The sequence below is a fragment of the Agrobacterium sp. LEGMi-208b genome (assembly GCF_059511785.1).
Genome location: NZ_CM183445.1, coordinates 2,728,327 through 2,743,553 on the forward strand (window position 1 = coordinate 2,728,327; position 15,227 = coordinate 2,743,553).

Genomic DNA, 15,227 nt, shown 5'->3' on the forward strand with positions numbered 1-15,227 from the left:
GCTAGCCGGCTATCGTTATCGTCTGATATCGCAGCCCTGAGGTAGCCCTTGCCGCGGTCTAGCCGTCCGTCCTCTTTCCCGCCTGCCGCGTCGCGGCCAGCAGTGCGAGGAAAAAGGCAAGAGTGGTCAGCAGGGTGCGGATAAGATTGGAAAGCGCCCAGCGATCGCGTAATTCCTGCCAGTCCGGCGGTATTTCGGTTGAAACGGTTTTGAAGAACTCGTTGATGGGAACATTGACCATTCGCGTCTGGATCACGACAACAGCGTAGATGACCAAGGCCAACAGCCATATCAGGCGGTTGTGCCTGTCGACCAGTGCGGCGGCGAAAAGGATCGCCAGCGGAGAGAAGAAGGCGGCATAAAATATGCCATTTCGGACACTGAAATTTATGCTGTTGAACGCTGCAATAAAAACTTCCGCATCAAGCTGCGGGAAAGCCATCATCACGGGATTGCTGAAGGCAAAAAAGAACCCGGCCATGATACCGAGGCTCAAGGGTGCGGCGATGCGCAAGGTCGAGATTGCCGGTTTTCTTACCGCGGCCAGCGCAGGAAAATGTCTTGTTCTAATCTCGTGCAGAAATGAGCTGGACATGAAAATCTCCATCAAATAACCGTACATATGTGTACGGCACATCCGTACGCACATGTACGGTTATTGTCAAGGAAATGTGGATGCGAAACGAAAGCAGGGAATTGCGTCGGCGGGAGATTGTCGAACATGCCTTCGCCATGCTTGCCCGGGATGGGTATGCGGCCTTTTCCATGCAGGCGCTGGCGAAGGTGAGCAGGTCATCCAAGGAAACGCTCTATGGCTGGTTCGGCGGCAAGGCCGGGCTTTACGAAGCGATGGTCGAAGAAAATGCCGCAAGGCTGGTATTGCCGTCGGCGGAAGCGGCCGACGGCGTGAAGGAGCTTTCCCGTTTCGGGGCTGAACTATTGTCGATGCTGCTGGGGGAGCGGGCGGTTCTGCTCAATCGGGTCGCCGCGGCGGAAGCCGGCGTTGATGCTGCACTCGGCACGCTTCTGGCGCAAAAGGGTCGTGAGCACGTCATGCCGAAGCTTGCGACGTATTTTCAGGCGCTGGCGAAACGGGGCGTCATGGGGATGGCGACAGCGGAAGAGCCTGCGGAAATCTGGCTGTCGCTTCTGGCAGGGGATTTGCAGATCAGGCGTGCGACGGGGGCGATTGGCCTTCCGACGGAAGAGGAAATGCAGGCACGCTCGACACGCGCCGCGGAACTCATATTTCGTCTGTATGGCGTCAATGAAAAACCCGGCGCTGAGGCCGGGTTTTGAAGTCGCTGAGAAGGTCGGTTTAAGCCGCCATTGCCTTCTTGAGGTTTTCGTCGATCTTGTCGAGGAAGGCGGTGGTGGAGAGCCAGGGCTGGTCCGGTCCGATGAGGAGCGCGAGGTCCTTGGTCATGTAACCGCTTTCGACGGTATCGACGCAGACGGTTTCGAGCGTTGCCGCGAACTTTGCGAGTTCGGCATTGTCGTCCAGCTTGGCGCGGTGAGCGAGGCCACGGGTCCAGGCGAAGATCGAGGCGATCGAGTTGGTCGAGGTTTCCTGACCCTTCTGGTGCTGGCGGTAGTGGCGCGTAACCGTGCCGTGTGCGGCTTCGGCTTCGACCGTGCGGCCATCGGGAGACAGGAGAACGGAGGTCATCAGGCCGAGCGAGCCGAAGCCTTGAGCAACCGTGTCGGACTGCACGTCGCCATCGTAGTTCTTGCAGGCCCAGATGTAGCCGCCGGACCACTTCAGCGCGGAAGCGACCATGTCGTCGATCAGGCGGTGCTCATAGGTGATGCCGGCTTCATCGAACTGCTTTTTGAATTCGGTCTGGTAGACTTCTTCGAAGATATCCTTGAAGCGGCCGTCATAGGCCTTGAGGATGGTGTTCTTCGTGGAGAGGTAAACCGGCCACTTGCGCATCAGGCCATAGTTCATGGAGGCGCGGGCGAATTCGCGGATGGATTCGTCGAGGTTGTACATGGCAAGCGCCACGCCGGCGCTCGGGGCGTCGAAGACGTCCTTCTCGATGACCTGACCGTCTTCACCGACGAACTTGATCGTCAGCTTGCCCTTGCCGGGGAACTTGAAGTCGGTCGCCTTGTACTGGTCGCCGAAGGCGTGACGGCCGACGACGATCGGCTTCGTCCAGCCGGGAACGAGGCGCGGAACGTTCTTGCAGATGATCGGCTCGCGGAAGATGACGCCGCCCAGAATGTTGCGGATCGTGCCGTTCGGGCTCTTCCACATCTGCTTCAGGCCGAATTCCTCGACGCGGGCTTCATCCGGGGTGATGGTCGCGCACTTGATGCCGACGCCGTGCTTCTTGATGGCGTGGGCCGCATCGACGGTCACCTGGTCGTTGGTGGCGTCGCGGTTTTCAACCGAGAGGTCGTAATATTCGATGTCGAGATCGAGGTAAGGCAGGATCAGCTTGTCCTTGATGAGCTGCCAGATGATACGGGTCATTTCGTCGCCGTCGAGATCGACGACCGGATTGGCTACCTTGATCTTTGCCATGAATTCCTCACCTTCGAAGCTGTGGCGCCTGATGACGCCGGTATCCGGAAAAATATCCGGTGCGGCTATAGCATCGCACGCGCCTGAGGCAAAGCCATGGGGGGCGCTTTTTTGGCGCAGCGCAATAACGCTTTGCGCATTGCCAAACCACAATGCCGGAATACAGTCAGGCGAATCGCTTCGCCCCCTCGTCGGGCCTATCCCGGGATCACATCATGCGGAATATTCTGCTTCTGACTGCCGCCGTCCTCTTTTCCCACAGCGCCCTTGCGGCCGGGCCCGCCGATCCCGTCCAGAAGGTGATGGATATCACCGTCAAGAACTGGTCTGGCGATGCCGAGAACTGGAAGTATATTTTCGATGAGGACATGCTGACCAGCCTGTTCAGCAAGGATTTCGTCGCGCAATATCGCGAAGCATCCAAGAAGCCGGCTTACGAGGCGGAAAGCGGCGAGAAGGGTGATCCCTTCGGTTACGATGTGGTGACGAACTCCCAGGATGGCTGCCCGCTGGCCGATGTTTCGGTGACGCCAGGTGCTGCGAAGGACGGCGTGACTGACGTGACGGCGAAATTCAAGCTCTGGGCCTGCATGGACGAGGCGGAGATGAAGGCGACCGTTGACGAAGTGCATTTCGACGTCGTCGAGGAGGACGGCCGGCCGGTCATCAGCGATATTCATCGCGTTGGCGATGAGGGCAGGGATTCGCTGCGCGAAGAGATGGCGACGATCATCAAGGGGGAGTGACAGCGGTTTTGGTGAGACGAGAGTGCCGGCAAGGCTTTCGCCACACTCCGCGTCATCCTCGGGCTCGACCCGAGGGTCCATTGATTTCAACGGGTTGTGGATCCTCGGGTCAAGCCCGAGGATGACGCGGAGCAAGAGTCTGGAGTTGGCATCCGTCTCGAGGGGCCGCATTCCCCCGCTCCGGCTTTGATTTTCGCGCTGATCTGTGCCAGTGAGGCGCGCTTTATGGGCATCGGTTCAAAAATCGATGCCGCGCTTTAAAAAACGGACAAACAACGATGGCAGGCACAAACAGCGAGCTTGAACTTCTGGCGGAAGGCCCGGCGATCATTCTGGTCGAACCGCAGCTCGGCGAAAATATCGGCATGGTGGCGCGGGCCATGGCCAATTTCGGTCTTGCCGAGTTGCGCCTCGTCAACCCGCGCGATGGCTGGCCGAGCGAAAAGGCGCGGGCTGCTGCCTCCAAAGCCGATCACGTCATCGATGCCACGAAGGTGTTCGGGACACTGGAAGAGGCGATCAAGGATCTGAACTTCGTTTACGCGACGACCGCGCGCGAGCGTTACGGTTTCAAGCCGGTGCGGGCGCCCGTCACCGCCGCCGAGACGCTGCGCGCCAGGTTCAAAGCGGGCGAAAGAACCGGCATCCTGTTCGGACGTGAGCGCTGGGGGCTGACCAATGAAGAAGTGGCGCTGGCCGACGAGATCGTGACTTTCCCGGTCAATCCCGCCTTTGCCTCGCTCAACATCGCCCAGGCCGTGCTGCTGATGTCCTATGAATGGATGAAATCCGGCATGGACGATCTGGGGGAGACGCTTTTCCAGTCCGTCGAGCAGCGGCCTTCCACCAAGGAACAGGTTTTCGGCCTGTTCGAACATATTGAAGAAGCGCTGGATGCGCGCGGTTATTTTCATCCTGCTGAAAAAAAGCCGAAAATGGTCGACAATCTGCGCGCCGTGCTGTCGAGACGCGGGTTTTCCGAGCAGGAAATCAGCGTTTTCCGTGGCGTGATCAATTCGCTCGATCGCTTTCCCCGGCAGTGGCCGAAGCGGGCGGGCAGGGCAACGGGGCCATCGGCCGAGGGAGCAGGGGAGAATGCTGAAGACGAGTGAGGCGACGGCCGATGTGCTGAAACCGGTGCTGGTGTTCGATTCCGGCATTGGCGGGCTCACCGTGCTGCGCGAGGCGCGCGTGCTGATGCCTGAACGCGGTTTCATCTATGTGGCCGACGATGCCGGTTTCCCTTACGGCGGCTGGGAGGAGGAAGCGCTGAAGGCGCGTATTCTCTCGCTCTTCGACAAGCTGCTGGACGATTATAGCCCGGAAGTCTGCATCATCGCCTGCAACACCGCCTTCACGCTCGCTGGCGCGGATCTTCGAGCCCGCTTTCCGCAGATGACCTTCGTTGGCACCGTGCCCGCCATCAAGCCGGCGGCGGAGCGCACCCGTTCGGGCCTCGTTTCCGTGCTGGCGACGCCAGGTACCGTCAAGCGCGCCTATACGCGCGATCTCATCCAGTCTTTTGCCACGCAATGCCATGTCCGTCTCGTCGGCTCGGAAAATCTGGCGCGCATGGCGGAAAGCTGGATCAGGGGCGAGCCGGTTCCGGATGAGGCGGTGCTGGCCGAAATCGAACCCTGCTTCATCGAGAGCGAAGGAAAACGCACCGATATCGTCGTTCTCGCCTGCACGCATTATCCCTTCATGGCCAATCTGTTCCGCAGGCTGGCGCCATGGCCGGTGGATTGGCTCGACCCCGCCGAGGCGATTGCCCGGCGTGCCCGCCATCTGGTGCCGCTGCCGCAGGATGCGGAACATCCCGATGGTTTCGACTTCGCCGTCTTCACATCAGGCAAGCCGGATTTCGCCACCCGGCGGCTGATGCAGGGTTTTGGTCTCAGCGTTTCCGTCGCCTGAGTGCCTGTTGTATTTTTACATCGCCTTTACGCGTCTTTTGCAATTCGAGATTGCGACCTCTTGTCGCGTCGGTTTTCCTGTGTAAGATGCATCTTGTCTGTAACCGCACTAAATGGAGGCGTGGAATGACTAATGACATGAATATGCGCCTTAACGGCATGTCTGGCCTTCCCGGCATGATTATCGGCGGTTATGGGGTGCGAGGCATCTCCCTCCGATAAGGCTTATGGCCTGATTTCCCTGCCGTTTGGCATTTTCACTTCGTCCGACATGTGACTTGCGCGTCTGCGTGGCATGAGTGCTGCGCCCGTCGTTTCGGCATGTCGTTTTCCATCGATAAAGGACCTGGCTGCCTTACCGCGCCGGGATGGATTTCCCATGCAAAATGATCAACCATTGGTAGCATATACGCTGCCGGATGCGGTGGACCGTCTGTTCGTCACATTCGGTATCTGGAAAACCCTGAAGGCGGTTCTTTTGGCCGCACTGGTGCCGCGCGCGCCGCCGACCGATCCTGCCGATCTGCCGGAACGCCTGCTGGTGGATATCGGTCTCGAGCCGTCGCGGGTGAAGCGGCGCCGTGACCTGCCGGCGCCGCCGTGGGCGCCGCGGTTTTGATTGGGTAGTTGCGCTTCGCCGGGCCTATGACGTCCGGCGAAGCTGTCCATCGGTTTTGTGAAACCGTTATGATCCTATGCTTTCGTCCTGTTTTTTGGAGCGAAGTTTGATGCGGATACGAAAAGTTACGGTAAGCGATATAGAGCTGCTTTGCCCGGTGTTCGTGGACATGGAGCGGCACTACGAGGGCGCAGACGCGATTGATGAGAAGACAGTACGCATTCGTTTGGACGGATATCTGAGATCTGGCCAAGGCACCATGCTTGCTGCGTTTGATGGGGATGCTCTGGGTATCCTCTCGATGTTTGAGATGTTTCCAGGAGTGGCGTTACGGCCGGTGTGGTTCATGAAAGAACTTTACGTCGTCGAGTGGGCGAGGGGCCGTGGCGTCGGGGAGGAGCTGATCCGCGAGGCGGCGAAATTTGTCGTTGAGCAGCGCGGTTCGCGTCTCGATTTCACGACGGGCAGGGACAATATCGGTGCGCAACGGTTTTATAGCCGCGTCGGCGCGAAGGAAGTGGAGAGCGTTTTACTTCGGTTCGAAGAGGCGACACTTGCGCGTCTTGCCGAAGCGGAAACGGAGCTCTTGCCAGAGTAATATTTCCATGGCTTGCTCGGCAAATCGGATAAGGGAGACTCAATCATGCCGCTGGAAAACTGGCTGGCCTTCGTGGCCGCATCTGCCATCATGCTCGCCATTCCGGGACCGACGATCCTGCTGGTGATTTCTTATGCGCTGGGCCACGGCCGCAAGGCAAGCACGGCGACGGTGACGGGAGTGGCGCTCGGGGATTTTACCGCCATGACCGCCTCCATGCTGGGGCTCGGCGCGCTGCTGGCCACATCGGCTGCACTTTTCACCGGTCTGAAATGGATTGGCGCCGCCTATCTTATTTATCTCGGCATCAAGCTCTGGCGTTCGCCGGTTGGCGAAGCGGCGCAAGGCGCAGGCGTGACGGGCCGTGAACGGCCGCTCAAAATCTTCCTGCATGCCTATATCGTCACGGCGCTGAACCCCAAGAGCATCGTGTTCTTCGTGGCCTTCCTGCCGCAGTTTCTGGTGCCGACATTGCCCTTCTGGCCGCAGGTGCTGATTTTCGAGGTGACATTCCTTGTGCTTGCCACCGTGAATGCGGCCCTTTATGGACTTCTGGCAAGCGCTGCCCGCAATACGATCCGCAAACCGAAGGTTCAGCGCATCGTCAATCGCACGGGTGGCGGTCTCCTGATCGGCGCCGGTCTCGTCGCCTTCGGCTGGAAGAGGGCGGTCTCGGCATAGTGCCCCCTCGATTACCCGTGGTGTCGATCGCCTGAAATTCGGACATAACAAAATGGCATTGCCGCATATTTTTCTCGCCCTGATCACCGTGTTTTTGTGGGGCTTCAACTTCGTCGCCATCAAGATCGGTGTCACAGATATGCCACCCCTGTTTCTGACGGGGGTGCGTTATCTTTTTGCAGCCGTGCCTCTCGTCTTCTTCCTGCCGAAACCCAATGTGCCGTGGCGGCACATGATCGTTTACGGCATGGCGATGGGCTTCGTGCAGTTCGGCCTGCTTTACCCGGCCATCAAGCTTGGCCTGCCGGCCGGGCTTGCTTCGCTGGTCATGCAGTCGCAGGCCTTCTTCACGCTGGCGCTTGCCGTGGTATTTCTCGGGGAACGGCCGTTGCCTTCACAGATCCTCGGCGCAATCATTGCTTTTGGCGGGCTGGCGGTCATCGGCATGGAGCGCATGACGGTGGCAGCGCTGCTACCGCTCCTGATGGGGGTCGGCTCGGCGATTGCCTGGGCCTGCGGCAACATCGTCAACCGCCGCATCGGCCAGGTAAACGCGGTCTCCTTCGTCGCCTGGACCAGCCTTGTGCCGGTTCTGCCGTTGATCCTGCTTTCGCTTGCGGTGGAAGGGCCGGAAGCGATTGCCGAAGGCGTGGCCAATGCGACGCCCACCATGGCTTTCGTGGTGATCTACATGGCCTATGGCGCGACCATTGTCGGCGCGGGCATCTGGAGTTATCTGCTCCTGCGTTATCCCGCCGGGACGGTGGCGCCGTTTTCGCTGCTGGTGCCTGTTGTCGGCTTCATCAGCGCCTATCTGGCTTTTGCCGAACATATCACCGTCTTCGAGATTATCGGTGCGGCGCTGGTCATTCTTGGGCTGGCGCTCAACGTCTTCGGCCGGCGTATCGGCATTTTGCGCTTCCGGGTACGGTCGGCACAGGGCTGAGACCGAATTGCCTGTGCATTATCGGCACGGGGCAGACGCAACCTGCAATTTTTTGGTAAAGAGCATGTCCGGCAGTCCTTTAGGGAATCGGCCGGATGAGATGCAGCACGAGGAACGGAACATTGCAGGTCGGTATCGACATGGGAACCCTATCGGGCGGGCAGCAGGCCAAGCTTGATATCGAGGAATTGCTTGCGACGCGTTTGCTGGTGCAGGGCAATTCCGGTTCCGGCAAGTCGCATCTGCTGCGCCGGCTGCTGGAGCAATCGGCGCCATGGGTGCAGCAGGTCATCATCGATCCCGAGGGTGATTTCGTCACGCTTTCCGACAGGTTCGGTCATGTGGTGGTGGATGGCGAGCGCACCGAAGCCGAGCTTGCCGGCATTGCCAACCGCATTCGCCAGCACCGCGTTTCCTGCGTGCTGACGCTGGAAGGTCTCGATATCGAACAGCAGATGCGGGCCGCAGCCGCCTTCCTCAACGGCCTGTTCGATGCCGACCGCGAATTCTGGTATCCGGTGCTTGTGGTCGTGGATGAGGCGCAGATGTTTGCGCCCTCCGTTGCCGGTGAAGTGACGGAGGATGCGCGCAAGGCGTCGCTTGGCGCCATGACCAATCTGATGTGCCGTGGCCGCAAGCGCGGTCTTGCCGGCGTCATTGCCACGCAGCGTCTTGCGAAGCTCGCCAAGAACGTGGCGGCTGAAGCCTCGAACTTCCTGATGGGCCGTACTTTCCTCGATATCGACATGGCGCGCGCTGCGGACCTGCTCGGCATGGACCGGCGACAGGCGGAAATGTTCCGCGATCTGCAGCGCGGCAATTTCGTGGCGCTCGGCCCGGCGCTTTCGCGTCGCCCGCTGCCCATCGTCATTGGAGCGGTGGAGACCTCGGCGCGCTCATCTTCGCCAAAGCTGATGCCGTTGCCGGATGCACCGCAGGATGTAGAAGACCTGATCTTCACGCCGGACCCGGAAGAATTCACGCGCGCCGCCGTGCGCCGCACGCCGCCGGCACCACGCCCGACCACGGATATTCTCGCCGAACTCTCCCGTTCCACCCCCGCCGCCGTTGGCCCTTCACCGGAGCAATCGCCGCGTGCAGGTCAGCCGGAACTGACGCCGGAAGAGCGTGAGGAAAAGATCGGTGCGGTTCTCGTCGAAATTCTCGACGATCCGCAATCGGCCTATCGCACGGATGCCGTGCTTTATCAGGATTTTCTGGTGCGCGCCCGTATGCGTCGCATTCCCGGCACGCCGATGACACTGGCGGAATTCCGCCGGCAGGTGGCGATTGCCCGTTCCGGCGTGGATGCGGAGATGGCGGCCAGCGAAGGCTGGGAAAAGGCGCTGGAATTGTCCATGTCGGTTTCCGATGACCTGCAGGGAGTCTTCCTGCTGCTGGTCAAGGCCGCTCTTGGCGAGGAGCCTTGCCCGTCGGATGCCCGCATTGCTCGCGCCTATGGCACCCATTCCGCCCGCCGCGCGCGGCGTCTGCTCGGTTATTTCGAAGAGAAGGAGCTTGTGGTGGTGCATGCCGATTTCTCCGGCAAGCGCATCGTGGCGTTTCCCGATCTCGACGCAAAAACCGCACCCGGCGATGCGGATGCGGCTGAGGATGATGCGCGGCTTGCGGCGGAGTAATCGCTATTCTGCAAAAAGCCGCATTGCGGAGCCGATTGTCGTGTAGAGGCCGACAAGGCTGAGGGTCAGGACGCAAACCAAAGAGACGATCACCAATATCGAGGTTATGCGATGCGACCGTTGATAGGGACGAGCGCCGATATCCGTTTGTATTGGAAGGATGTGGGAGAGCTGCGCCGCGGTCCATCCGCTGCGTTCGAATTCCGGCGAAGCGATAAACTCCGCCAGATGCCGTTGCCGTCTCATGGAAGAGGGCAACCGCGCCAGAAAGCGTTGCGGTTCGCGCCTGTCATTTCTTGAGAGGAAGATATCAATCGCTTCCCGGAAGCGCTCGTCCCTTGCGCCCGAGCAGAACAACATACGCCCTGCTTCGATGAGATCATTCATCTCAAGCAGCACTTCGCCATATTTTTGAAAGAGCGCCAGATTGACTTCAGAATGGCTGAGCCTGCCTTGAAGGATTTCCTTCGCGCGCCAGAATTTCTGTTCGGAAATGGCCTGATCTACGGGTTCGAAGGTCATTTTAACGCAATGAGTTTCTATATTGGAGCAAATAGATTTTCGTCTCGGCAGCAATAGTACGAAGTTTATATTTTCACTATCAAAAAAGAAAGAGGAGGCGTCACCGCCTCCTCCTTGCTCATCATTACTCGACGGCCTTCACTTCTTTCCGCGTCGCGATCAGCGAACCGATGATGCCGGTTGCGAGGATGGCGACCGTGACGCCGAGTGAGACGGCGGGCGGGATCTTGGCGATGCCGAGCATATCGGCGACGAAGATTTTCGAACCGACGAAGACCAGAACCGCAGCCAGCGCATATTTCAGATAAGCGAAGCGGTGGATCAGGGCGGCGAGCGCAAAATAGAGGGCGCGCAGGCCAAGAATCGCGAAGATGTTCGAGGTGTAGACGATGAACGGATCGGTGGTGATCGCGAAGATCGCCGGGATCGAATCGACCGCGAAGATCAGGTCGGCGATTTCGACCATGATGAGCGCCAGGAAGAGCGGCGTCACGAAGGTTTTCAGCTTGCCGGTGGTCGCATCCGTTTCCTTGACGAAGAACTTCTCGCCATGCAGCTTTTCCGTCACCGGCAGGCGGCTGCGCAGGAATTTCAGGATGCGGTTGTTGCCGATATCGGCCTCGTCATGGTCGGACGAGAACAGCATCTTGAGGCCCGTGAAGACGAGGAAGGCCGCGAAGAGATAAAGCACCCAGTGGAAGTTTTCGACGATGGCCGCACCGCCGGCGATCATGATGCCGCGCAGGATGATGACGCCGAGGATACCCCAGAGCAGCACACGATGCTGGTACTGACGGGGAATGGCGAAATAAGAGAAGATCATGGCGATGATGAAGATATTGTCCATCGCCAGGCTTTTTTCGACCACGAAGCCGGTGACATATTCCATCGCCGATTGCTGGCCGGACTGATACCAGATCCAGCCGCCGAAGGCCAAACCGATGGCAATATAAAAGCCCGACATCAGCAGGCTTTCACGAATGCCGATTTCCTTGGAATTCTTGTGCAGCACGCCGAGATCGAGCGCCAAGAGGCCAAGGACAAGAGAAATGAAGACCGCCCACATCCATGTGGGGGTACCGAGAAAATCGTTGAGGAGAAACTCCATCAGTCAACCTTTAGCCGGACGAGGTTGGCTTTGCGGATGGGGAACGTGTGTCAAGAATATACGTGGGCCCCAACCTAAAGAAACTCGACATCACGTGTTGTCCGGTAACACGTCAGAGGGGCCCGAGTTCTGATCACGATGGGTAAATGGGTGGCCCTTCGATCTTTTCAAGGGCAAGCTCAAGAAAAAATTGGCAGGCGCTGTTTGACAAATTTGTAAAACGACTATAGAAGCCGCCCCAACGCCGGGCAGTGATGTCCGGTGTGTTTTGTTGACTGCCTTGCAGTTTAAAGGCTGACGTTCGGCGGTCAATATCACCGACATGTCCCGTGGTTTCTCCATTTGCATGTGAGAAGCCTGTCAGAGGCCCTGAAACGGGCTTCAGAGGAGGGCGTGTTTCCTTAAACCGGTTTGGCAACAGACCGGCATAACCTTTTGAGAAGGAAATACGATGAGCAAGCGCGAATCGGCTAAGTACAAAATTGACCGCCGCATGGGCGAAAACATCTGGGGTCGTCCGAAGTCCCCGGTTAACCGCCGCGAATACGGCCCGGGCCAGCACGGCCAGCGCCGCAAGGGCAAGATGAGCGACTTCGGCACGCAGCTGCGCGCCAAGCAGAAGCTCAAGGGCTACTACGGCGAACTGCGCGAAAAGCAGTTCCGCGCCACTTTCGACGAAGCAAACCGTCGCAAGGGTGACACTTCCGAGAACCTGATCGGCCTGCTCGAGTCGCGTCTGGACGCCATCGTCTACCGCGCCAAGTTCGTTCCGACCGTTTTCGCATCGCGCCAGTTCATCAACCATGGTCACGTCACGGTTAACGGCGTTCGCGTCAACATCGGTTCTTACCGTTGCAAGGCTGGCGACGTCATCGAAGTTCGTCAGAAGTCCAAGCAGCTGGTTACGGTTCTCGAAGCCGTTCAGCTCGCAGAGCGTGACGTTCCTGACTACATCGAAGTCGACCACAACAAGATGGTTGCGACCTACGCCCGCGTTCCGTCGCTTTCCGACGTTCCGTACCCGGTCGTCATGGAACCGCATCTGGTCGTCGAATTCTACTCGCGTTAATCGACGCGTTTCAGTATTGAGAAAGCCGCCCTTCGGGGCGGCTTTTTTGTTTGCTGGGGAAGGCTTTGCATGCAGGATATTCAGGCGATCGTCGATTCCATCTATGACAGCATGGCGCCGAGGCTGGGCGAGGGGAAGGTTGCGGATTACATTCCCGAACTTGCCAAGGTCGATCCCAACCAGTTCGGCATCGCCATCACCACCGTCGATGGAACCACCTATACGGCCGGCAATGCGCTCACCCCGTTTTCGATCCAGAGTATCTCCAAGGTCTTCATGCTGACGCTGGCGCTCGGCAAGGCCGGCGAGACGGTGTGGAACCGGGTGGGACGCGAACCTTCAGGCTCTTCCTTCAACTCCATCGTCCAGCTGGAACATGAGCACGGCATCCCGCGCAATCCCTTCGTGAATGCCGGCGCAATCGTGGTGACCGATATCGTTCTTTCCGGCCACCAGCCGCGTGAGGCGATCGGCGAGCTTCTGCGCTTCGTGCGTTATCTCGCGGACGATGACACGATCAGCATTGACGACACGGTGGCAAAATCCGAGCAGGCGACGGGTTTCCGCAATTTTGCGCTTGCCAATTTCATGCGTTCCTTCGGCAATCTGCATCATCCCGTGGAACATACGCTCGGCGTTTATTTCCATCAGTGCGCGCTGTCGATGACCTGCGCGCAGCTATCCCGTGCCGGCCTCTTCCTCGCCAATCGCGGCCGCAATCCGCTGACCGGCCATACGGTCGTCTCGGACCGCCGGGCGCGGCGTATCAATGCGCTGATGCTGACCTGTGGCCATTATGACGGATCGGGCGATTTCGCCTATCATGTCGGCCTGCCGGGCAAGAGCGGTGTCGGCGGCGGCATCATGGCGGTGGCGCCGGGCAATGCGTCGATTGCCGTCTGGTCGCCGGGTCTCAACAAGGTGGGTAATTCGGCGCTCGGGTCACAGGCGCTGGAATTGCTGGCGACGAAAACCGGCTGGTCGGTATTCGGGGCTTGATATTGCAGGCGGATGGGGGCATTGCCTGCATGAAGAACGGCAGTCGTGCCGGAGCGAGCGGATGATGAACATTCTCACCAAGATTGATGACTTTGTAGATCAGGCCGGGGCCGTCCAGATAGGGGCGGATCAGGACGCCTCCGAGGAAAACGGCAGCTCGCATCCGCTGTTCGATAATGCACCGCGGTCGGTCTCGTTCAACAAGCTGCGCAAGCGGCTGCTGCGCAATGTGCGCCAGGCGTTTGAAGATTTCGGCATGCTGAACGGCCAGAAGCGCTGGCTTGTTGGCCTTTCCGGCGGCAAGGACAGCTATGGTCTTCTGGCCTTGCTGCTCGATCTCAAATGGCGCGGGCTTTTGCCGGTGGAGCTGGTGGCCTGCAATCTCGATCAGGGCCAGCCGAATTTTCCCAAGCACGTCCTGCCGGAATATCTGGCGAAGATCGGTGTCGCCCATCGCATCGAATATCGCGATACCTATTCGGTGGTGAAAGAAAAGGTGCCTTCCGGCGGCACTTACTGTTCGCTCTGTTCGCGGCTGCGGCGCGGTAATCTCTACCGCATCGCGCGGGAGGAGGGCTGCGACGCGCTGCTGCTCGGCCATCACCGCGAGGATATTCTCGAGACCTTTTTCATGAACTTCTTCCATGGCGGCCGTCTTGCCGGCATGCCGGCGAAGCTGTTGAATGACGAAGGCGACCTGATGGTCATGCGCCCGCTTGCCTATTGCGCCGAAGACGATATGGCGAAATTTGCGGCGGCGATGGAATTCCCGATCATTCCCTGCGACCTCTGCGGCTCGCAGGACGGGCTTCAGCGCAATGCCATGAAAGAGATGCTGGCGGATATCGAACGGCGCATGCCGGGCCGCAAGGATGTGATGCTGCGGGCGCTTGCCCACGTCAATCCGTCGCATCTGCTTGACCCTAAGCTTTTTGATTTCTCGGCGCTTTCTGTCACCGGGGCGTCACCTGAAGAGCGTAGGGAGGCCAACTCCCCCTTATGAAGAAGTGCCCCGCCCGATGACCCTTTCCGACAAAGATATCGACTTCCTCGTTTCCACCGTTGCCGCTGCCGGCGCGAATGAAATTCTTCCCCGCTTCAGAAACCTGAGCGCCGGTGCCATCTCCGAAAAAACCTCCGCTGTCGATCTGGTCACAGAGGCCGATGTTCTCGCGGAAAAGGCGATCACCGCTGCTCTCCTTCAGCGATTTCCGAAGGCCCACATCGTCGGCGAAGAGACCTATGAGGCGGACCCATCCGTCATTCCAGCCCTTGCCGACGCGCCGCTCGCCTTCGTGATCGATCCCATCGACGGCACTTTCAATTACGCTTCCGGTTTTCCCGCTTTCGGCACGCTGCTTGCGGTCACCGTCAAGGGCGAGACGGTGGCGGGCATCATCCACGATCCTGTCATGGGTGACACCATCGTTGCGCTGAAAGGCGAGGGCGCGTTTCTCAACCGCAGGAACGGTTCTCAGGCGAAGCTCAAGGTCGCCGATCCCGCGCCATTGTCCGACATGGTCGGCATATTTTCCTGGGGCCACAGCCATGAGGATCGCCGGCCGGTGATCGCCGCCAATATGGCCAAGATCAGGATGGCGCTGTCGCTCAACTGCTCGGCACATGAATATTGGCTCGCCTCGGCCGGCAAGCTGCATTTCATCGGCCATGAAAAGCTGATGCCGTGGGATCATCTTGCCGGCGTGCTGGTTCATCAGGAAGCGGGTGGTTACACCGCCCGTTTCGACAATACGCCCTATCGGCCGGGGCAAACGGAGGGCGGCATCCTGTCCGCTCCCGACAAGGAAAGCTGGAAGATGCTGCGACGGGAAATCGTCGCCTTATAGTCG

Annotated in this window: 17 protein-coding genes; 13 read left to right on the top strand and 4 right to left on the bottom strand. The window is 59.2% G+C overall.

Features of this window, described 5'->3' with window-relative positions:
* Positions 1–58 precede the first annotated feature (58 nt).
* Positions 59–595 carry an anthrone oxygenase family protein gene (locus AC5YUO_RS13330; protein ID WP_496153627.1) on the bottom strand — a complete coding sequence of 179 codons (537 nt, stop codon included), beginning with the start codon at positions 593–595 and terminating at the stop codon, positions 59–61.
* 80 nt (positions 596–675) lie between these two features.
* Here AC5YUO_RS13330 and AC5YUO_RS13335 point away from each other — a divergent pair, with 80 nt between their 5' ends.
* A complete protein-coding gene (locus tag AC5YUO_RS13335; RefSeq protein WP_496153628.1) occupies positions 676–1,299 on the top strand; it encodes a TetR/AcrR family transcriptional regulator in 624 nt (207 codons plus the stop codon).
* A gap of 19 nt (positions 1,300–1,318) precedes the next feature.
* Here AC5YUO_RS13335 and AC5YUO_RS13340 read toward each other — a convergent pair whose 3' ends face one another.
* Complete coding sequence (locus tag AC5YUO_RS13340; RefSeq protein ID WP_400816867.1) at positions 1,319–2,533, bottom strand: NADP-dependent isocitrate dehydrogenase; 1,215 nt, start codon at positions 2,531–2,533, stop codon at positions 1,319–1,321.
* Between the two features lie 215 nt (positions 2,534–2,748).
* Here AC5YUO_RS13340 and AC5YUO_RS13345 point away from each other — a divergent pair, with 215 nt between their 5' ends.
* The 8 genes from AC5YUO_RS13345 to AC5YUO_RS13380 all read left to right on the top strand — a co-directional run bounded on the left by AC5YUO_RS13345 (position 2,749) and on the right by AC5YUO_RS13380 (position 9,679).
* Positions 2,749–3,279, top strand: a complete 531-nt coding sequence (locus AC5YUO_RS13345) for a hypothetical protein (RefSeq protein WP_496153629.1) — start codon at positions 2,749–2,751, stop codon at positions 3,277–3,279.
* Positions 3,280–3,557: 278 nt separating this feature from the next.
* Positions 3,558–4,391 (top strand): RNA methyltransferase, encoded by an 834-nt coding sequence (locus tag AC5YUO_RS13350; protein WP_496153630.1) that lies wholly within the window; start codon positions 3,558–3,560, stop codon positions 4,389–4,391.
* Positions 4,375–5,196: a glutamate racemase gene (gene murI / locus AC5YUO_RS13355; RefSeq protein WP_496153631.1), complete on the top strand. Its 822-nt coding sequence runs from the start codon at positions 4,375–4,377 to the stop codon at positions 5,194–5,196. The genes AC5YUO_RS13350 and murI overlap by 17 nt, the downstream gene beginning before the upstream one ends.
* Before the next feature lie 378 nt (positions 5,197–5,574).
* Positions 5,575–5,814, top strand: coding sequence for a hypothetical protein (locus AC5YUO_RS13360; RefSeq protein WP_496153632.1), 240 nt, complete (start codon positions 5,575–5,577; stop codon positions 5,812–5,814).
* Between the two features lie 109 nt (positions 5,815–5,923).
* Positions 5,924–6,412 carry a GNAT family N-acetyltransferase gene (locus AC5YUO_RS13365; RefSeq protein ID WP_496153633.1) on the top strand — a complete coding sequence of 163 codons (489 nt, stop codon included), beginning with the start codon at positions 5,924–5,926 and terminating at the stop codon, positions 6,410–6,412.
* 45 nt (positions 6,413–6,457) lie between these two features.
* Entirely contained in the window at positions 6,458–7,093 is a 636-nt protein-coding gene (locus tag AC5YUO_RS13370; RefSeq protein ID WP_496153634.1) for a LysE family translocator, read from the top strand.
* 52 nt (positions 7,094–7,145) lie between these two features.
* Positions 7,146–8,039: an EamA family transporter gene (locus tag AC5YUO_RS13375; protein WP_496153635.1), complete on the top strand. Its 894-nt coding sequence runs from the start codon at positions 7,146–7,148 to the stop codon at positions 8,037–8,039.
* A 95-nt stretch (positions 8,040–8,134) separates the two neighbouring features.
* Positions 8,135–9,679: a helicase HerA domain-containing protein gene (locus AC5YUO_RS13380; protein WP_496153636.1), complete on the top strand. Its 1,545-nt coding sequence runs from the start codon at positions 8,135–8,137 to the stop codon at positions 9,677–9,679.
* Between the two features lie 3 nt (positions 9,680–9,682).
* Here AC5YUO_RS13380 and AC5YUO_RS13385 read toward each other — a convergent pair whose 3' ends face one another.
* Positions 9,683–10,255 carry a hypothetical protein gene (locus tag AC5YUO_RS13385; RefSeq protein ID WP_496153637.1) on the bottom strand — a complete coding sequence of 191 codons (573 nt, stop codon included), beginning with the start codon at positions 10,253–10,255 and terminating at the stop codon, positions 9,683–9,685.
* Between the two features lie 70 nt (positions 10,256–10,325).
* The gene (locus AC5YUO_RS13390; protein ID WP_110756937.1) at positions 10,326–11,309 is read right to left on the bottom strand and encodes a TerC family protein; all 984 of its coding nucleotides are present in this window, start codon (positions 11,307–11,309) and stop codon (positions 10,326–10,328) included.
* Between the two features lie 451 nt (positions 11,310–11,760).
* On the opposite strand from AC5YUO_RS13390, the gene rpsD reads away from it, so the two are divergent.
* The 4 genes from rpsD (at position 11,761) to AC5YUO_RS13410 (ending at position 15,224) form a co-directional block, all read left to right on the top strand.
* Positions 11,761–12,378, top strand: coding sequence for a 30S ribosomal protein S4 (gene rpsD / locus AC5YUO_RS13395; protein ID WP_046798221.1), 618 nt, complete (start codon positions 11,761–11,763; stop codon positions 12,376–12,378).
* Positions 12,379–12,447: 69 nt separating this feature from the next.
* Positions 12,448–13,377 (top strand): glutaminase, encoded by a 930-nt coding sequence (locus AC5YUO_RS13400; RefSeq protein ID WP_496153638.1) that lies wholly within the window; start codon positions 12,448–12,450, stop codon positions 13,375–13,377.
* 64 nt (positions 13,378–13,441) lie between these two features.
* On the top strand, positions 13,442–14,380 hold the full coding sequence (gene ttcA / locus AC5YUO_RS13405) for a tRNA 2-thiocytidine(32) synthetase TtcA (RefSeq protein WP_496154861.1): 939 nt from the start codon (positions 13,442–13,444) through the stop codon (positions 14,378–14,380).
* A 16-nt stretch (positions 14,381–14,396) separates the two neighbouring features.
* Positions 14,397–15,224 (top strand): inositol monophosphatase family protein, encoded by an 828-nt coding sequence (locus tag AC5YUO_RS13410; RefSeq protein ID WP_496153639.1) that lies wholly within the window; start codon positions 14,397–14,399, stop codon positions 15,222–15,224.
* Positions 15,225–15,227: the final 3 nt, after the last annotated feature.

Excerpts from the sequence above, each read along its gene's own strand:
- AC5YUO_RS13330 (WP_496153627.1), bottom strand. The coding sequence starts at position 595 with ATGTCCAGCTCATTTCTGCACGAGATTAGAACAAGACATTTTCCTGCG.
- AC5YUO_RS13335 (WP_496153628.1), top strand. The coding sequence starts at position 676 with ATGCGAAACGAAAGCAGGGAATTGCGTCGGCGGGAGATTGTCGAACAT.
- AC5YUO_RS13340 (WP_400816867.1), bottom strand. The coding sequence starts at position 2,533 with ATGGCAAAGATCAAGGTAGCCAATCCGGTCGTCGATCTCGACGGCGAC.
- AC5YUO_RS13345 (WP_496153629.1), top strand. The coding sequence starts at position 2,749 with ATGCGGAATATTCTGCTTCTGACTGCCGCCGTCCTCTTTTCCCACAGC.
- AC5YUO_RS13350 (WP_496153630.1), top strand. The coding sequence starts at position 3,558 with ATGGCAGGCACAAACAGCGAGCTTGAACTTCTGGCGGAAGGCCCGGCG.
- murI (WP_496153631.1), top strand. The coding sequence starts at position 4,375 with ATGCTGAAGACGAGTGAGGCGACGGCCGATGTGCTGAAACCGGTGCTG.
- AC5YUO_RS13360 (WP_496153632.1), top strand. The coding sequence starts at position 5,575 with ATGCAAAATGATCAACCATTGGTAGCATATACGCTGCCGGATGCGGTG.
- AC5YUO_RS13365 (WP_496153633.1), top strand. The coding sequence starts at position 5,924 with ATGCGGATACGAAAAGTTACGGTAAGCGATATAGAGCTGCTTTGCCCG.
- AC5YUO_RS13370 (WP_496153634.1), top strand. The coding sequence starts at position 6,458 with ATGCCGCTGGAAAACTGGCTGGCCTTCGTGGCCGCATCTGCCATCATG.
- AC5YUO_RS13375 (WP_496153635.1), top strand. The coding sequence starts at position 7,146 with ATGGCATTGCCGCATATTTTTCTCGCCCTGATCACCGTGTTTTTGTGG.
- AC5YUO_RS13380 (WP_496153636.1), top strand. The coding sequence starts at position 8,135 with ATGAGATGCAGCACGAGGAACGGAACATTGCAGGTCGGTATCGACATG.
- AC5YUO_RS13390 (WP_110756937.1), bottom strand. The coding sequence starts at position 11,309 with ATGGAGTTTCTCCTCAACGATTTTCTCGGTACCCCCACATGGATGTGG.
- rpsD (WP_046798221.1), top strand. The coding sequence starts at position 11,761 with ATGAGCAAGCGCGAATCGGCTAAGTACAAAATTGACCGCCGCATGGGC.
- AC5YUO_RS13400 (WP_496153638.1), top strand. The coding sequence starts at position 12,448 with ATGCAGGATATTCAGGCGATCGTCGATTCCATCTATGACAGCATGGCG.
- ttcA (WP_496154861.1), top strand. The coding sequence starts at position 13,442 with ATGAACATTCTCACCAAGATTGATGACTTTGTAGATCAGGCCGGGGCC.
- AC5YUO_RS13410 (WP_496153639.1), top strand. The coding sequence starts at position 14,397 with ATGACCCTTTCCGACAAAGATATCGACTTCCTCGTTTCCACCGTTGCC.